Genomic DNA, 14,139 nt, shown 5'->3' on the forward strand with positions numbered 1-14,139 from the left:
GATGAAAATCAGAGCGACGGAAAGAAGAGTCGAAGTGAAGGATAGAAAGCCAAGAGCGACGGAAAGAAAGGCCAAAACGACGGATGAAAATCAGAGCGACGGAAAGAAGAGTCGAAGTGAAGGATAGAAAGCCAAGAGCGACGGAAAGAAAGGCCAAAACGACGGATGAAAATCAGAACGACGGAAAGAAGAGCCAAAATGACGGATAGAACCGTCAGAGTCGTGGATAGAACAGCCAAAGTCGTGGATAGCCCCGTCAAAAGCGTGGATAGCCCCGACAGATCGACGGACAGAACCGACGAAGCGACAGATAGAATGTCATTGCATTTTGAAATAATGTTTTATGTAACAGATTTGGTCTTTCCGCCATATTTTCATGCTATATTAGTTATTCTGAGATGGGCTGTTATGGTAGAATAGGTTAGATGTTGAGTGAACGGAGGAATGACTGTGTATAAATATTATGGATTGGCCGCATTCGTTGTCCTATTAGATCAATGGACAAAATGGCTAATTGTGAAAAATATGGAGTTTGGTGAACGAATTTCAGTATGGGATCCATGGTTTGGGATATTGTCTCATCGAAATAAAGGGGCAGCATGGGGCATGCTTGAAGGACGTATGTGGCTATTTACGATTGTCACTGTAGTTGTTATATGTGCCGTTATTTACTATTATCATAAAGAGGCAAAGGGGAAACCTATTTTTCAAGTAGGCTTAATGCTCTTATTAGGCGGAGCGATAGGTAATTTTATTGATCGTTTATTTAGAGGCGAAGTTGTCGATTTTATAGATGTATTAATTCCAGTAATTAATTATGATTTCCCGATCTTCAATATTGCGGATGCAGCTTTAACAATTGCGGTAGTGGTAATAATGATTGGCTTAATCGCTGAAGATAAAAAAGAAAAGAAACAGGTGAAAGAATGACGCAAGTATCATATACAATGGAAGAACAGCAAAAGGGAGAGCGCATTGATAAGGCGCTTTCAAGTGTGCAATCAGAATGGTCGCGTACACAAATTGGTAATTGGATTACTGAAGGTATTGTTAAAGTAAATGGAGAAACTGTCAAGGCGAAGTATAAGGTAAAAGTAGGAGATCTAGTAGAAGTAGATGTACCTGAAGCAGAGCCATTAGATGTTATTGCTGAAAACTTGGACCTTGATATTGTTTATGAAGATGCAGATGTCCTTGTTGTGAATAAACCAAAAGGCATGGTCGTGCATCCAGCACCTGGACATATGACAGGTACTCTTGTAAACGGTTTAATGTATCATTGTAAGGATTTATCAGGCATAAATGGTGTTCTGCGTCCGGGAATTGTGCATCGTATTGATAAAGATACTTCAGGATTATTAATGGTTGCTAAAAATGATGCGGCTCATGAATCGTTAGTGAATCAGCTAGTTAATAAAACAGTGACACGTAAATATACCGCGCTAGTACACGGACATATTGCACATGATAAAGGAACAATTGATGCACCTATTGCACGCGATCAAAAAGATCGTCAAAAACAAGCAGTTGTCGATAACGGAAAGCATGCAGTAACTCACTTCCAAGTTATTGAACGCTTTGGCGACTTTACACTAGTGGAATGTCGTTTAGAAACAGGACGAACTCATCAAATTCGTGTGCATATGAAATATATTGAATATCCACTTGTTGGTGATCCGAAATATGGACCGAAAAAGACAATAGACTTCGGTGGACAAGTATTACATGCTGGAATTTTAGGATTCGATCACCCTGCATCTGGAGAATATATCCAGTTTGAAGCGCCACTTCCTGCTGATTATGAACAATTATTAAATGATTTACGAAATAGGGATTGACGGATAGTAAAAGAAGGTCTATACTAACGACAGTGAAATGAACAACTTAACTAAATATTCACCTTTAATGGCAGTCCAGAGAGGCTGAGAAGGTATATGTGATTGTGTTGTGAAAATTTGTGCTGCAAATTTTTCCGACATGCTATTTAAACACGTACTCAACCCTCTCAGGCTATTCGCTTCGAGAGGTTTTTTTATGGACACATGACCAACAATAGATAGAAGAGAGGAGGAAATTTACATGGCACAAAATGAGCTATTAGATGGCCCATCAATGGCAAGAGCATTAACACGAATTGCACATGAAATTATTGAACGTAATAAAGGGATCGATGAATGTATTTTAGTCGGCATTAAAACGCGAGGTGCTTTTCTCGCGAGACGCCTTGCAGAAAGAATTGAAAAAATTGAAGGTAAAGCAATTCGTACCGGAGAGCTTGATATTACACTTTATCGAGATGATCTATCAACAAAGCATGAAAACGAGCAGGCACATGTTGAGCAAGTTGATATTGATTACGTTGTAGCGAATCAAAAGATCATACTTGTTGATGATGTATTATACACTGGGCGTACAGTACGAGCAGCACTAGATGCAGTGATGGATTTAGGGCGACCTGGACAAATTCAACTGGCAGTCCTTATCGACAGAGGTCATAGAGAGCTTCCAATACGAGCTGATTATGTTGGTAAAAATGTTCCAACATCTGGATCCGAGCGTATAGTCGTAAATTTACAAGAGGTAGACGACGAAGATTGCGTCATTATTTATAAAGAAGACTAACAATAAAGTGAGGAAACACTATGTCAAAAGCAGTATTAGATATTCAGGATAAACCGACTCCAGTCCAACTAGTGACATTAAGTTTCCAACACATGTTTGCCATGTTTGGGTCAACGATCTTAGTCCCTCAATTGGTAGGTCTTAGCCCAGCAATTGCTCTTTTAACGAGTGGGATTGCTACACTTGTTTTCTTATTAGTAACACAGTTTAAAGTACCAGCATATCTAGGTTCATCATTTGCTTTCATCTCACCAATTCTAATTGCCGCGAATGGATTAGATGCAAATAATGCTAGTGTGAATCCGGGGAATGCGATGATTGGGGCACTAGCAGTCGGCCTAGTTTACGGAATTGTGTCTTTAATCATTTGGAAGACAGGCTATAAATGGTTAATGCGTTTGCTACCACCAATTGTTGTGGCACCCGTTATTATCGTAATTGGTTTAGGACTGTCAGGTACAGCAGTAAATATGGCAATGAATATAAATGTAGAACAGGTGAATGAGACAACAGGGGTTGTTGAAACGGTATCTCAATACAGTGGATTACATTTTTCAGCAGCTTTAGTTACTTTATTAGCAGCCATTATATTCACGGTATACTTTAAAAATATTTTAAGTGCTATGCCTATTCTGATGGGTCTAATTGTTGGATATATCTACTCAGTGTTTATTGGAATCGTTGATTTCACTCCAGTAAAAGAAGCATCATTATTCGCTTCACCGGATTTTTTGATTCCAGGTGTGGACTATGAATTCAATATTACAGCTAAAATTTTACTTGCAATGGTACCAATCGTCATCGTAACGATTTCAGAACATATTGGTCACCAATTAGTTTTGGGGAAAGTAGTAAATCGAAATTATGTCAAAGATCCAGGCCTTCACCGATCAATTTTAGGGGATGGTTTAGGGACATTACTGAGTGCCTTAATCGGCGGACCACCGAAAACAACATACGGTGAAAATATAGGTGTTTTAGCAATCACACGTGTCTATTCCGTATATGTTATCATGGGAGCAGCAGTCATTGCGATTGTCGTGTCATTCTTTGGGAAAGCCATGGCATTAATTTCAACAATACCAACCGCAGTTCTTGGTGGTATTTCAATCTTATTATTTGGTATTATCGCGTCTAGTGGTTTACGTATGCTAGTTGAAAGTAAAGTAGACTTTGGGAATAATCGAAACATGGTTATTGCATCTGTAATTTTAGTAGTAGGAATCGGCGGTGCTGCACTTAGATTCTCTGAGTCATTTGCCCTTGAAGGTATGGCATTAGCAGCAATTATAGGTGTGATTTTAAACTTAGTATTACCAGGGCGAGAGAAAGAAATTTTAGAAGATTAATTAAATAAGTAGTACCTTTTAATGAATTGTCCAGAGAGGCAAAAAAAGGGAAGTTGTAGACAAGCTAAACGTAGGAATATGTTCTGCTCTAGTTTGTCACGCCTCCTTATGCCTCGTTGATGACATCAGCGGGGCTTTTATTTGAATACGGAACGTTTATACATAGACGTTCATGAAACACAATCTAATGGAGGTTACATGATGAAGAACTTATTATCGATGGAACATTTAACAACTGAAGAAATTAACCACATTCTAGATCGTGCGCAAGCTTTTGAAAATGGTGAAGCATCATTGTTATCTAGAGAATACAACGTAGCAAACTTATTTTTTGAACCGAGTACACGTACGAAAACGAGCTTTGAAATGGCAGAGCGTAAAGTTGGCTGTATTGTTATCCCATTTGATGCGGGTTTTTCAAGTGTCACTAAAGGGGAAACAATGTACGATACGGTAAAAACGTTAGAAATGATTGGTATAGATGCAGTAGTCATCCGCGCAAAAGAAGACGAGTATTACAATGAACTGCTAGAAGGCATTAATGTGTCAATCATTAACGCGGGTGATGGTGCAGGTCAACACCCATCCCAATCATTATTGGATCTTTATACAATCAAAAAAGAGTTTGGTTCTTTTGAAGGGTTGAATGTAACAATCGCTGGGGATATATCCCATAGCCGTGTAGCAAAATCAAATGCATCAGCGTTACAGCGATTGGGGGCAAATGTTCATTTCCTTTGTCCAGAAGAGTGGGCTGGCGGTTTCGAAGCACATCACTCTTGGGATGATTTAATCGAAATAAGTGATGTGATTATGTTACTTCGTGTGCAGCATGAACGTCATAAGGTAAATAAAAGCTTCTCAAAAGAGAGTTATCATAACGAGTACGGTTTAACCATTGAACGTGAAAAACAAATGAAGGAAAAGGCAATTATTATGCATCCAGCACCGGTCAATCGTGATGTGGAAATTGCTTCAGAGCTAGTTGAATGCGAGCGTTCTCGAATTTTCGAGCAAGTTCGAAATGGAGTATATACGCGAATGGCTATTGTCGAAACAATTTTAAAGGGGAGAGAATAATATGACAAAGGTTCTTCAAAATGTACAAATGTTAAATGAACAAGGCGAGCTACAAACAGTCAATATCGCTATGGTAGATGGCAAAATTACTGAAATTGGACAAAACGTAAATGTAGCAGGCGCAGAAATTATCGAAGGGAAAGGTTTAGTTGTTGCACCAGGCTTTGTCGATGTACACACACATTTACGTGAGCCAGGCTTTGAACATAAAGAAACAATTGCTACAGGTTCTGCATCAGCAGCTAAAGGCGGTTTCACAACAATTTGTGCGATGCCAAACACAAAACCAGTTCCAGATTCAGTAGAAAACATGCAGTTGATTAACGGTCTGATTAAAGAAAGTGCGGTCATTCGAGTACTTCCATACGGCTCTTTAACAAAGGACATCTCAGGTGAGGTTCGCACAAGTATTGAAGAATTAAAAGCACATGGAGCTGTTGCATTTTCAGATGATGGTGTTGGGATCCAGCTTGCATCAACAATGTATGAGCAAATGAAAGATGCGGCACAGCATGATGTGGTAGTTGTAGCACACTGTGAAGACAACTCATTAATTTACGATGGCGTTATGCATGAAGGGAAGCGTAATCAAGAACTTGGTTTACCAGGAATTCCATCGATTTGTGAATCCGTTCAAATTGCACGTGATGTTCTACTAGCAGAAGCTGCTGGCGCACGCTACCACGTATGTCACGTGTCCACAAAGGAATCTGTACGTGCAGTACGAGACGCTAAGGCAGCGGGTATTCGTGTCACTGCAGAAGTTTGCCCGCATCATTTATTACTTGAAGAAATGGATATTCCATCAGATGATGCAAACTGGAAAATGAACCCGCCATTAAGAGGTTCTGATGATAAAGACTCACTTCACGCAGCTATGCTAGATGGCACAATCGATTGTATCGCTACGGATCACGCTCCACATACAGTAGAAGAAAAATGCTGTGGCATGGTAGGCGCACCGTTTGGCATTGTAGGCTTTGAAACAGCCTTCCCACTACTTTACACACAATTTGTAGAAACAGGGAAATGGACGTTAAAACAGTTGATCGACTGGATGTCTGTAAAAGCAGCTCAAATTTTCGATTTACCATATGGCACATTAGAAGTTGGATCTTCAGCAGATATGATTTTAATAGATTTAAATAAAGAACAAACAATTGATGCAGAAGGCTTTGTATCAAAAGGACGCAATACACCATTCAATGGTTGGGTTGCAAAAGGTTGGCCAGTGCTAACAATTTTTGAAGGCAATATCGTATACCAGGAGGCAGAGTAATGAAAAAACGTTTACTTATTTTAGAAGATGGCACAGTATTTACAGGTACAGCGTTCGGTAGTGAGCGAGCTTCACAAGGTGAAGTAGTATTTACAACAGGGATGACAGGTTATCAGGAAACAATTTCAGATCCTTCGTTCTACGGACAAATCGTAACGTTAACTTACCCTTTAATCGGTAATTACGGTATTAACCGTGATGATTTTGAATCAATCACGCCTGCTATTCGTGGCTTTGTAGTTCGTGAATTAGCAAAAACACCTTCAAACTTCCGCTGTGATTTAACAGTTGATGAGTACTTAACATCAAAGGATATTCCAGGGATTGAAGGAATCGATACACGAAAATTAACACGTATTATTCGTAGCAAAGGGTCAGTAAAGGCTATTTTAACAGCGGCTGATGAGGAAGTGAATGTTGACGAAATCGTGGCAAAATTACAGGCAACACCAGCTATTACAAACCATGTACATGAAGTATCACCGAAAGCAGCCTACCCATCACCAGGTCGTGGCAAACGCGTAGTATTAATAGACTTTGGTATGAAACATGGTATTCTTCGTGAGTTAAACAAACGTGATTGTGATGTGCTAGTTGTCCCTTACAATACTTCAGCAGCAGAAATTTTAGCGTGGCATCCAGATGGCATCATGCTTTCTAACGGCCCAGGTAACCCTGAAGATGTGCAAGAAGGTATTGAAACAGTTCGTAATTTAATCGGAAAAGTACCGATGTTCGGTATTTGTTTAGGGCACCAAATCTTCTCACTAGCATGTGGTGCGCGAAGCTTCAAATTACCATTCGGTCACCGCGGTGGTAACCATCCAGTAAAAGATTTACGTACTGGCCGTACTGATTTAACATCTCAAAATCATGGCTATGCAATCGACATCGATTCATTAAAAGATACAGATTTAGAATTAACACATATCGCATTAAATGACGGTACTTGTGAAGGGGTACGCCATAAGAAATATCCAATCTTCACAGTGCAATATCACCCAGAAGCATCACCAGGTCCAGAGGATTCAAATCACTTATTTGATGAATTTATCGAAATGATGGAAGTAGAAGCAGGGAAGGGGAAACAACATGCCTAAACGTACAGATATAGAAACTATTTTAGTAATCGGATCAGGTCCAATCGTTATCGGACAAGCAGCAGAATTTGACTACGCAGGAACACAAGCTTGTCTTTCACTAAAAGAAGAAGGCTATCGCGTTATCTTAATAAACTCAAACCCTGCGACAATTATGACAGATACAGAAATTGCAGACAAAGTATATATTGAGCCAATTACACTTGAGTTTGTATCACGAATTTTACGTAAAGAGCGCCCAGATGCCATCCTACCAACACTTGGTGGTCAAACTGGTTTAAACATGGCCATTGAATTAGATCAATCAGGAATTCTAGATGAGCTTGATATTGAAATTCTTGGTACAAAATTAGAGGCGATCCATAAAGCAGAAGACCGTGATCTATTCCGTAATTTAATGTATGAGCTAGGTGCTCCAGTACCTGAATCAGATATTATCCATAACTTAGACGAAGCGAAAAACTTTGTAGCGAGAATTGGCTATCCAGTAATCGTTCGCCCTGCCTTCACACTTGGTGGTACAGGCGGCGGTATTTGCTACAACGATCAAGATCTAGAGGAAATTGTGACATCTGGTCTAAAATATTCTCCAGTAACACAATGTTTACTAGAAAAATCAATCGCTGGTTATAAAGAAATCGAATATGAAGTAATGCGTGATGCTGCTGACAACGCAATCGTTGTATGTAACATGGAAAACGTTGACCCAGTTGGTATTCATACAGGTGACTCCATCGTAGTTGCACCTACGCAAACACTTTCAGATCGTGAAAACCAAATGCTACGTAATATCTCTTTAGATATTATCCGTGCACTAAAAATCGAGGGTGGCTGTAACGTACAATTAGCTCTTGATCCATATAGCTTTAATTACTATGTAATCGAAGTAAACCCACGTGTATCTCGTTCATCAGCGTTAGCGTCAAAAGCAACAGGCTATCCAATTGCAAAGCTAGCAGCAAAAATCGCAGTTGGTTTAACATTAGATGAAATCAAAAACCCTGTAACAGGTTCAACGTATGCTTGCTTCGAGCCAGCTCTAGACTACATCGTAGCAAAAATCCCACGCTGGCCATTCGATAAATTTGAATCAGCAAAGCGTAATCTTGGTACACAAATGAAAGCGACTGGTGAAGTAATGGCACTTGGTCGTACATTTGAGGAAGCGATGCTAAAAGCAGTGCGTTCTCTTGAAACAGGTCAAGTTCACTTAGAGCTGAAACATGCAGAAGAAAACACTGATTCTTGGATTGAAAAACGTATTCGTAAAGCTGGTGACGAGCGTCTATTCTTCATCGGTGAAGCACTTCGTCGCGGAGTAACAATTGAGCAAATTCATGAATGGTCTGAAATTGACTTATTCTTCTTAAATAAATTCAAAAACATCGTAGATATGGAGCAAACACTTGCTGACAATAAAAACGATAAAGACGTATTACGTACAGCAAAACGTCTAGGCTTTGCAGATAAGAAAATTGCCGAGCTTTGGGAAACAACTCAAGAGGAAGTATATGCATATCGTAAAGAACATGGCATTGTCCCAGTATATAAAATGGTCGATACATGTGCAGCGGAGTTTGAATCTGAAACACCATACTTCTATGGCACATATGAGGATGAAAACGAATCGATTAAATCAGACAAGCCATCAGTTGTTGTACTTGGTTCTGGTCCAATCCGTATTGGTCAAGGGGTAGAATTCGACTACGCAACAGTACACTCAGTATGGGCAATTCAAGAAGCGGGTTACGAAGCAATTATTATTAACTCGAATCCAGAGACAGTATCAACGGACTTCTCGATTTCAGATAAATTATACTTCGAGCCATTAACAATCGAAGATGTAATGCATATTATCGACCTTGAGCAACCGATTGGAGTAGTTGTACAATTCGGTGGTCAAACAGCTATTAATCTTGCTGATAAATTAGCTGCTAATGGCGTGAAAATCCTAGGTACAACACTTGAAGATATCGACCGTGCGGAAAACCGAGACAAATTCGAGCAAGCATTACGCGACTTGAACATTCCACAGCCACTAGGTCAAACAGCTGTATCTACGGAAGAAGCACTTGCTATTAGTGAACGTCTAGGCTTCCCGGTGCTAGTTCGTCCTTCATATGTATTAGGTGGACGTGCGATGGAAATTGTCTACAACCAAGAAGAATTAAAACACTATATGGAAAACGCAGTAGAAGCCTCTCCTGATCATCCAGTATTAGTAGACCGCTACTTAACTGGTCAAGAAATTGAAGTAGATGCAATTTGTGACGGTGAAAATGTATTAATTCCAGGTATTATGGAGCATATCGAGCGTGCAGGGGTTCACTCTGGTGACTCCATCTCTGTATACCCTCCACAAAAATTAACGCAAACGCAAAAAGATACGTTAGTGGATTATACAACTCGCCTAGCAAAAGGTCTTGGTATCGTAGGCTTAATGAACATCCAGTATGTTATTTCACAAGGCGAAGTATATGTTATCGAGGTTAACCCACGTTCATCTCGTACAGTACCGTTCTTAAGTAAAATTACAAACATTCCGATGGCAAATATTGCAACGAAAGCGATCCTTGGTAAATCAATCGTAGAACAAGGCTATCCAACAGGATTAGCAGCTGAGCAAAAAGGTGTCTTCGTAAAAGTGCCAGTATTCTCATTTGCTAAATTACGTCGTGTAGACATTACATTAGGACCTGAAATGAAATCAACAGGTGAAGTAATGGGGAAAGATGCAACATTAGAAAAAGCACTTTACAAAGGCTTAGTTGCAGCAGGTATGGAAATTCGCACAGAAGGCACAGTATTGTTCACTGTGTCCGATAAAGATAAAGAGGAAGCAATTGCGCTGGCAAAACGCTTCTCAACAGTAGGCTATCGTATTGTCGCTACTGAAGGTACAGCAAAATCGTTCGAAGCTGCAGGTGTACGTACAGATGTAGTTGGCAAAATCGGTGCAAAAGGTCAAACATTAATCGATTTAATTCAAAACGGTGAGGCACAGCTTGTTGTCAACACATTAACAAAAGGTAAGCAACCGGCACGTGATGGCTTCCGAATCCGTCGTGAATCAGTTGAAAACGGCGTACCTTGCTTAACTTCATTAGATACAGCAGAAGCGATGGTACGTGTTATTGAGTCAATGACATTTACAGCAGAACAAATGCCAAAAGCGGAGGTAGTACACTAATATGATTCGTCAAGAGAAAATGACGGTCGTCTCTCAAAAGCAAATTGCGACAAACATTTTCGAATTGACACTTCGTGGTGAACTGGTTCAGGATATGACTCCTGGCCAGTTTGTCCATGTAAAGGTGTCAGATTCAATGGAGCCGCTTTTACGTCGACCAATCAGTATTGCAAATATAGACAAAGACAACAACGAATTTACGATGATCTATCGTGCGGAAGGTCGTGGAACACAGGTTTTAGCGACAAATCGCGAGGGGCAGCTTGTCAATGTACTCGGTCCAATTGGAAATGGTTTCCCTGTTGAGGCGGTAAAAGAAGGCGGTACTGCACTTTTAGTTGGCGGAGGAATCGGAGTACCACCATTACATGAGCTTTCTAAACAATTGAATGCTCGTGGTGTTAAAACAATTCATGTACTTGGCTTTCAAACAGAGGATGTATGCTTCTATGAGGAACAATTCAGTGCGCTTGGGGAAACACATTATGTAACGGTTGACGGCTCTAAAGGAACAAAAGGCTTTGTTACAAATGTATTAGAGTCACGAGCACCTGAATTCGATGTATTCTATTCTTGTGGTCCGCTACCAATGTTAAAAGCATTAGAAGGCTTCTATCCAGAAAAAGAAGGTTATTTATCATTTGAAGAGCGTATGGGCTGCGGTATCGGTGCTTGTTTCGCATGCGTATGTAAAACAACAGATCAAGTAGCAAAAGATTATGTCAAAGTATGCTCTGATGGTCCAGTTTTCCCGAAAGGTACGGTGGCATTATGAGTCGATTAACTATTCAATTACCAGGCTTAGAATTAAAGAATCCAATAATGCCAGCTTCAGGCTGCTTCGGCTTTGGTCGTGAATACGCGCAGCTTTATGATTTATCAAAGCTTGGCGCTATTATGATAAAAGCAACGACTGTAGAAACACGTCCTGGCAACCCAACTCCGCGTGTAGCAGAAACAGCGGCAGGGATGTTAAATGCAATTGGTTTGCAAAATCCGGGCATTGAAAAAGTAATGAATGAAGAATTAAAATTTCTAGAAGCGTATGATGTGCCAATCATTGCGAACGTAGCGGGAACTGAGACAGCGGATTACGTAGAAGTAGCACAACGTATTTCGACTGCACCAAATGTGAAAGCATTAGAGCTTAATATTTCTTGTCCGAACGTTAAATGTGGTGGTATTCAGTTTGGTACAGACCCAGCAACAGCACGCGAGTTAGTGAAAGCTGTAAAAGCTGTTTCTGAAGTGCCTGTATACGTGAAATTGTCTCCTAATGTAACGAACATCGTAGAAATCGCCCAAGCTGTTGAAGCAGGCGGTGCAGATGGTATTACAATGATCAATACATTAATCGGTATGCGTTTAGACGAGCGTACAGGTAAGCCAGTAATTGCCAATGGTACAGGTGGCTTATCTGGTCCTGCTGTAAAGCCAGTTGCAATTCGCATGGTCTATGAGGTGTATAAGGCTGTCAATATTCCGATTATTGGCATGGGTGGCGTGACAGAAGCGCAAGACGTTATTGACTTTATGTCGGCCGGTGCATCAGCAGTTGCTGTTGGAACAGCAAACTTTGTCGATCACTTCGTTTGTCCTACTATTATTGATGAATTACCAGCAAAGCTTGATGCCTTAGGTGTAGAGCATATTTCAGAAATTATCGGAAGGAGCCATCGTTCATGAATACAAAACCAATACTTGCACTAGATTTTCCTGGAGAAGCAGAAGTATTCAATTTTCTAAAGCATTTTAATGAGCCTCTTTTCGTGAAAATTGGTATGGAATTATATATGCAGGAAGGACCGGATATTGTCCGCAAGGTAAAAGATCTAGGTCATGATATTTTCCTTGATTTAAAGCTACACGATATTCCGAATACAGTTGGCTCTGCTATGAAAGGCTTAGCAAAATTAGGGGTAGATTTAGTCAACGTTCATGCGGCAGGTGGACGTCCAATGATGGAAGCAGCACTTGAGGGGCTTGAAGCGGGTACTCCTGCAGGGCGTGAACGTGCGGCATTAATTGCAGTAACACAACTGACTTCTACAACAGAAGAGCAAATGCAGGCAGAGCAAAAAATTGCTTTATCTTTACAGGAATCTGTATTACATTATGCAAGCGTAACAAAACAAGCTGGTTTAAATGGAGTTGTCTGCTCCGTACATGAGGCAAAAGCAATTGCTGAAGTATGCGGTGAAGATTTCTTACGTGTGACACCTGGTATCCGCTTAGCAGGCGGCGACGCACACGACCAAAAGCGCATTGCAACACCAGACGGCGCAAAACGTGATGGTTCTTCGCTAATCGTCGTAGGACGTGCCGTAACAGGTGCACAAGATCCAGTAGCAGCATATAAAATCGTAAGTGAATTATGGGAGGCATAAATATGACATTACAAAATGAAATCGCACACGCTATGTTAAAAGTAGGTGCAGTAGAATTAAATCCAACAGAACTATTCACATGGGCATCAGGCATTAAATCGCCAATCTACTGTGATACACGTCTAACAATTTCTGACCCTGTAATTCGTAAGCAATTAGCAAACGGTTTAGCATCTCTTATTAAAGAAAACTTTGGCGCAACAGAAGTCGTAGCAGGTACAGCAACAGCAGGAATCCCACATGCTGCTTGGGTAAGTGATATTTTAGAATTACCTATGGTTTACGTACGCTCTAAAGCAAAAGAACATGGGCGTGGCAACCAAATCGAAGGGAAATACGCAGCTGGTCAAAAAGTTGTAGTCGTAGAGGACATCGTTTCAACAGGCGGCTCATCCATTACAGCTGTAGAAGCCCTACGCGCAGCAGGCTGTGAAGTACTAGGCGTTGTTTGCGTCTACACATACAACCTTCCACGTGCTGAACAAGCATTTGAAGAGGCTGGCATTAAATATGTATCTCTAACAAACTTTGATTATTTAATTGAAGCAGCTAACGAATCAGGCGCTATTAAAGAAGGAGACATCCCATTCCTTAAAGAGTGGCATGGCAAATTAAAAGCAGGCGAGCTGTAATTGATTTTAAAAAAGGGTGGTATGAAAATTTTTTCATACCACCCTTTCATTTGCTGAAAAACTATTGCGTCAAAATAAATAAAGCATGGCTCTTCAGGCAAAACGAGGGGTTGATTTCCGTTCCGGCTGGCGCTTCCTGGGGGCGTCCGATGAGCCGCTTGGACCAACAAGTGTTTTATATGCGAAAGAGAAGCGGCAGGATGCTCCAAAATGCCAATCGCTGATAAAATCGAGAAAACCGCTGATAAAGTGCCGAGAATCGCTGATAAAATCGAGAAAACCGCTGATAAAGTGCCGAGAATCGCTGATAACAACATGAAAATCGCTGATAAAATTTCGAGAACCGCCGATAGCATCATGAATCGCACCTGTAGTAAAGCGGTAGGCTGGAACGGAAATCATCCTCATCTCAAGCGCATCAACATTCACAAAGATTTCTTTGACCATTTAAGACGGTAAACATACCCGAATAATATCGGGTATGTTTACCGTCTTTTTTA

Annotated in this window: 14 protein-coding genes; 13 read left to right on the top strand and 1 reads right to left on the bottom strand. The window is 40.5% G+C overall.

What is annotated here, in order from left to right:
* Nucleotides 1–8: 8 nt before the first annotated feature.
* Entirely contained in the window at nucleotides 9–260 is a 252-nt protein-coding gene (locus tag ACVWXS_RS00005) for a hypothetical protein (protein WP_456955220.1), read from the bottom strand.
* Nucleotides 261–450: 190 nt separating this feature from the next.
* Between ACVWXS_RS00005 and lspA the strand changes: the two genes are divergently transcribed.
* The 13 genes from lspA to ACVWXS_RS00070 all read left to right on the top strand — a co-directional run bounded on the left by lspA (nucleotide 451) and on the right by ACVWXS_RS00070 (nucleotide 14,098).
* Nucleotides 451–930: a signal peptidase II gene (gene lspA / locus ACVWXS_RS00010; RefSeq protein WP_368635525.1), complete on the top strand. Its 480-nt coding sequence runs from the start codon at nucleotides 451–453 to the stop codon at nucleotides 928–930.
* The gene (locus ACVWXS_RS00015) at nucleotides 927–1,838 is read left to right on the top strand and encodes an RluA family pseudouridine synthase (protein ID WP_374963568.1); all 912 of its coding nucleotides are present in this window, start codon (nucleotides 927–929) and stop codon (nucleotides 1,836–1,838) included. Before lspA ends, ACVWXS_RS00015 begins: the two co-directional genes overlap by 4 nt.
* Before the next feature lie 241 nt (nucleotides 1,839–2,079).
* On the top strand, nucleotides 2,080–2,622 hold the full coding sequence (gene pyrR, locus ACVWXS_RS00020) for a bifunctional pyr operon transcriptional regulator/uracil phosphoribosyltransferase PyrR (protein WP_368635523.1): 543 nt from the start codon (nucleotides 2,080–2,082) through the stop codon (nucleotides 2,620–2,622).
* Nucleotides 2,623–2,642: 20 nt separating this feature from the next.
* Nucleotides 2,643–3,971 (top strand): solute carrier family 23 protein, encoded by a 1,329-nt coding sequence (locus ACVWXS_RS00025; RefSeq protein WP_402984139.1) that lies wholly within the window; start codon nucleotides 2,643–2,645, stop codon nucleotides 3,969–3,971.
* Between the two features lie 201 nt (nucleotides 3,972–4,172).
* A complete protein-coding gene (locus ACVWXS_RS00030) occupies nucleotides 4,173–5,051 on the top strand; it encodes an aspartate carbamoyltransferase catalytic subunit (protein ID WP_402984142.1) in 879 nt (292 codons plus the stop codon).
* A gap of 1 nt (nucleotide 5,052) precedes the next feature.
* Nucleotides 5,053–6,330: a dihydroorotase gene (locus ACVWXS_RS00035; RefSeq protein ID WP_423472125.1), complete on the top strand. Its 1,278-nt coding sequence runs from the start codon at nucleotides 5,053–5,055 to the stop codon at nucleotides 6,328–6,330.
* Nucleotides 6,330–7,430, top strand: coding sequence for a carbamoyl phosphate synthase small subunit (locus ACVWXS_RS00040; protein WP_068983225.1), 1,101 nt, complete (start codon nucleotides 6,330–6,332; stop codon nucleotides 7,428–7,430). The genes ACVWXS_RS00035 and ACVWXS_RS00040 overlap by 1 nt, the downstream gene beginning before the upstream one ends.
* A complete protein-coding gene (gene carB / locus ACVWXS_RS00045; protein ID WP_456955225.1) occupies nucleotides 7,423–10,620 on the top strand; it encodes a carbamoyl-phosphate synthase large subunit in 3,198 nt (1,065 codons plus the stop codon). Before ACVWXS_RS00040 ends, carB begins: the two co-directional genes overlap by 8 nt.
* Nucleotide 10,621: 1 nt before the next feature.
* Nucleotides 10,622–11,395: a dihydroorotate dehydrogenase electron transfer subunit gene (locus tag ACVWXS_RS00050; protein ID WP_423472122.1), complete on the top strand. Its 774-nt coding sequence runs from the start codon at nucleotides 10,622–10,624 to the stop codon at nucleotides 11,393–11,395.
* Nucleotides 11,392–12,306, top strand: a complete 915-nt coding sequence (locus ACVWXS_RS00055; RefSeq protein ID WP_368635518.1) for a dihydroorotate dehydrogenase — start codon at nucleotides 11,392–11,394, stop codon at nucleotides 12,304–12,306. Before ACVWXS_RS00050 ends, ACVWXS_RS00055 begins: the two co-directional genes overlap by 4 nt.
* Nucleotides 12,303–13,007 (top strand): orotidine-5'-phosphate decarboxylase, encoded by a 705-nt coding sequence (gene pyrF, locus ACVWXS_RS00060; RefSeq protein WP_068983221.1) that lies wholly within the window; start codon nucleotides 12,303–12,305, stop codon nucleotides 13,005–13,007. The genes ACVWXS_RS00055 and pyrF overlap by 4 nt, the downstream gene beginning before the upstream one ends.
* A 2-nt stretch (nucleotides 13,008–13,009) precedes the next feature.
* The gene (gene pyrE / locus ACVWXS_RS00065; RefSeq protein WP_456955228.1) at nucleotides 13,010–13,639 is read left to right on the top strand and encodes an orotate phosphoribosyltransferase; all 630 of its coding nucleotides are present in this window, start codon (nucleotides 13,010–13,012) and stop codon (nucleotides 13,637–13,639) included.
* A 210-nt stretch (nucleotides 13,640–13,849) separates the two neighbouring features.
* Nucleotides 13,850–14,098: a hypothetical protein gene (locus ACVWXS_RS00070; RefSeq protein ID WP_456955230.1), complete on the top strand. Its 249-nt coding sequence runs from the start codon at nucleotides 13,850–13,852 to the stop codon at nucleotides 14,096–14,098.
* The last annotated feature ends 41 nt before the right edge of the window (nucleotides 14,099–14,139 follow it).

The sequence above is a fragment of the Lysinibacillus sp. TE18511 genome, assembly GCF_054062295.1.

Excerpts from the sequence above, each read along its gene's own strand:
- ACVWXS_RS00055 (WP_368635518.1), top strand. The coding sequence starts at position 11,392 with ATGAGTCGATTAACTATTCAATTACCAGGCTTAGAATTAAAGAATCCA.
- pyrR (WP_368635523.1), top strand. The coding sequence starts at position 2,080 with ATGGCACAAAATGAGCTATTAGATGGCCCATCAATGGCAAGAGCATTA.
- ACVWXS_RS00025 (WP_402984139.1), top strand. The coding sequence starts at position 2,643 with ATGTCAAAAGCAGTATTAGATATTCAGGATAAACCGACTCCAGTCCAA.
- ACVWXS_RS00035 (WP_423472125.1), top strand. The coding sequence starts at position 5,053 with ATGACAAAGGTTCTTCAAAATGTACAAATGTTAAATGAACAAGGCGAG.
- ACVWXS_RS00070 (WP_456955230.1), top strand. The coding sequence starts at position 13,850 with ATGCCAATCGCTGATAAAATCGAGAAAACCGCTGATAAAGTGCCGAGA.
- ACVWXS_RS00050 (WP_423472122.1), top strand. The coding sequence starts at position 10,622 with ATGATTCGTCAAGAGAAAATGACGGTCGTCTCTCAAAAGCAAATTGCG.
- pyrF (WP_068983221.1), top strand. The coding sequence starts at position 12,303 with ATGAATACAAAACCAATACTTGCACTAGATTTTCCTGGAGAAGCAGAA.
- carB (WP_456955225.1), top strand. The coding sequence starts at position 7,423 with ATGCCTAAACGTACAGATATAGAAACTATTTTAGTAATCGGATCAGGT.
- pyrE (WP_456955228.1), top strand. The coding sequence starts at position 13,010 with ATGACATTACAAAATGAAATCGCACACGCTATGTTAAAAGTAGGTGCA.
- ACVWXS_RS00015 (WP_374963568.1), top strand. The coding sequence starts at position 927 with ATGACGCAAGTATCATATACAATGGAAGAACAGCAAAAGGGAGAGCGC.
- ACVWXS_RS00040 (WP_068983225.1), top strand. The coding sequence starts at position 6,330 with ATGAAAAAACGTTTACTTATTTTAGAAGATGGCACAGTATTTACAGGT.
- ACVWXS_RS00030 (WP_402984142.1), top strand. The coding sequence starts at position 4,173 with ATGAAGAACTTATTATCGATGGAACATTTAACAACTGAAGAAATTAAC.